Here is a 2,215-nt window from a genome sequence, read left to right on the forward strand (position 1 = left end):
CCGCTCCCGCCTGAGACAAAGCGCCGCTTCCACGAATGACTTGGGCAGGCGCAACGAAGAGGGATAGACAAGCAGAAGACATAGGCGAGGAGAGAAAAAACGAAGGGAAGTACGAGCTAAATTAAAAGTTCAAATTTTGAACTTCTAATTTAGGACTCCTGACTTCAGGCAGTGGGCTTCGGCAACTGAGCTAGCTGATCGCGGAAAAGCTCGATCTCCATTTGCTCGTCGGCGCGGTCAGCGAGCGATCGCTTAATTTGTCCCAAATACAGGAGTTGAGAAATGCCTGGCTGAGGATGTAATACCGTGCGAACGCGAATCGTCATGCGGCGCTCTCCCTGTGAGGACAGCCGTCCAGGGGAGTAGAGATCGGCAGCTGCTTGCTTCAGGGTGGCAGTCAGTTGAGATTCACTAATCTGAGGCGGTACCGAAATGACAGCGTAGTTGGCGCCGGTGTCGTAAATTCGCACAAACCGCACAGCATCTGGAATGTTGGGACGATTGTACAGACCCAAGCTCAACGCAAATAAGCCCCCCGTCAGCACGCCCATGAACCCAGTCGCCCCCACCAGACGAAAGCGAAAGCCCCACTTTAGCAGCCACCCCAGCACCGCTAGAGCAGCGCAGAAGAGGGTAAGGTAGCCCGACCATAGGGCGAAGGTTTGCAGTTGTGCAGAGGAGAACATGGTTCAGTTCAAGGGTTACGAATCAAACAGCCAGGCTTTCACGCGTTCAAGGCTTTTCCAATTGGGCTTGCGCGTCAGTCCATCCTCAATGTTTTGCTGGACTTCATCGCGCAATTCCGAAACTACCATAATAAGCTGCTGCGCGACTTCAATGTGCTCCCGCACGCCTTTTTTTGAAGTTTCCAGCATGGCAACCGCTATATTTACCCGCGCCTGAGGATCTTGCGGATTCAGCTTCACGGCTTTCTGAGCCGCATCATAGGCCAGCGTTGGCTTGTCGGTCAGCAAGTACAGCCACGCCAAGCAGGTCCAGGCAGAACTCGTTTTTCGAGAGCGATCGCAGACTTCCTTAAACATGGGAATCAACGTTTCAGGAGCTTCGCCTGCTTTGTATCGCTCAATTCCTTCATCAAAAAGCGCTTCAACCGTTTGCGTCATGAAATCAATTACCGTAAATAATCACGTACAGCGAATGGCTAGCGTCTAAGCCGAGAAGGACTTTCCGCAGCCGCAAGTTTGCGCCGCATTGGGGTTTGTAAACTGGAAGCCACCACCAATCAGAGCATTGCTGTAGTCCAGCACTAAGCCGTACAAATACAGCAGGCTCTTCGGGTCGCACACCACTTTGAAGCCTTCGTAGTCGTATACTTCATCCGTAGGCTGAATGTTGCTAGGGTCTTCAAAATTCATCGTGTAGGACATGCCAGAGCAGCCTCCCCCGCGCACGCCTACTCGCAGGCACAGGTCAGTTTTTTGCTGCTCTCGCAGAAGCAGGACGTGATTCAGAGCCGCGTCCGTCATTTGAATTCCACGCTGTTGCGATTGGGTCGCCTGTGTCATGGGTCTGAAAACTCCTTGCCTATCGTCGTTTTACTGAAGTCTGTTCATTCATATTATCCAGCTTAAATCATTCGGCTCGCCTTAAGTAGAGTTGTTGTATTGAGCAATCAGCACCTCGATCTCGGCGGCTTTGCGGATTTCCTGACTCAATCACGCGGCAAACGCGATTATGTTTAAGATGAAAATCTATCGTGCGCCTGCTTGATTCAGACAGCGTGCATCTGTTCCTCACCTGAGCCTTGGAATCTATGAATGCGCTCAATCAATCGACTCGTCGTCGTCTTCAGCAACTCCCGCAGATTTCTAGCGTGTGGGAGGGCGATCGGCGCTCCCTGGAAAAGCGCGGGCAGCTAGAAGCCGCGTGGACCGACGAGGAAGCTAACCCTGACGGAGAGTGCATTCTATGGGTAGATGGCTCTCAGGGAGTGGTGCGAGCAATGGACGTAGTAACACCGGACACGGGACCCGAAGCCGTTGCACGAACGCTGCTGCGAGCGATGGAGCATCCCCACAATCCTGGCAGTCCGGCGCGTCCGCAAAAGATCGTGGTGCGCGATCGCGAAATCCTGTTTTTCCTGCGCGGTGTGCTGCAAGAGCTGGACATCACGCTAGACTACGTGCCAGAACTGCCGCTGATCGACGAGATTTTCCGCAGCTTCCAAGACGCGATCGGCAGTCGTCCGCCGCAG

At 53.4% G+C, this 2,215-nt stretch carries 3 protein-coding genes and 1 pseudogene; 1 reads left to right on the forward strand and 3 read right to left on the reverse strand.

What is annotated here, in order from left to right:
• Positions 1-164: 164 nt before the first annotated feature.
• Genes H6F43_RS11670 through H6F43_RS11680 form a run of 3 tightly spaced genes read right to left on the reverse strand, consistent with a single transcriptional unit; the run spans position 165 to position 1,526 of the window.
• A complete protein-coding gene (locus tag H6F43_RS11670) occupies positions 165-686 on the reverse strand; it encodes a Ycf51 family protein (protein WP_190342935.1) in 522 nt (173 codons plus the stop codon).
• Positions 687-701: 15 nt separating this feature from the next.
• Positions 702-1,124: a tetratricopeptide repeat protein gene (locus H6F43_RS11675; protein WP_190342936.1), complete on the reverse strand. Its 423-nt coding sequence runs from the start codon at positions 1,122-1,124 to the stop codon at positions 702-704.
• Between the two features lie 45 nt (positions 1,125-1,169).
• The gene (locus H6F43_RS11680) at positions 1,170-1,526 is read right to left on the reverse strand and encodes an iron-sulfur cluster assembly accessory protein (RefSeq protein ID WP_190342937.1); all 357 of its coding nucleotides are present in this window, start codon (positions 1,524-1,526) and stop codon (positions 1,170-1,172) included.
• A 248-nt stretch (positions 1,527-1,774) separates the two neighbouring features.
• On the opposite strand from H6F43_RS11680, the pseudogene H6F43_RS11685 reads away from it, so the two are divergent.
• Positions 1,775-2,215: pseudogene (locus H6F43_RS11685) on the forward strand (hypothetical protein); the annotation flags it as partial.

It is taken from the genome of Leptolyngbya sp. FACHB-36, from assembly GCF_014695955.1.
Classification (GTDB): Bacteria; Cyanobacteriota; Cyanobacteriia; order Leptolyngbyales; family Leptolyngbyaceae; genus FACHB-36.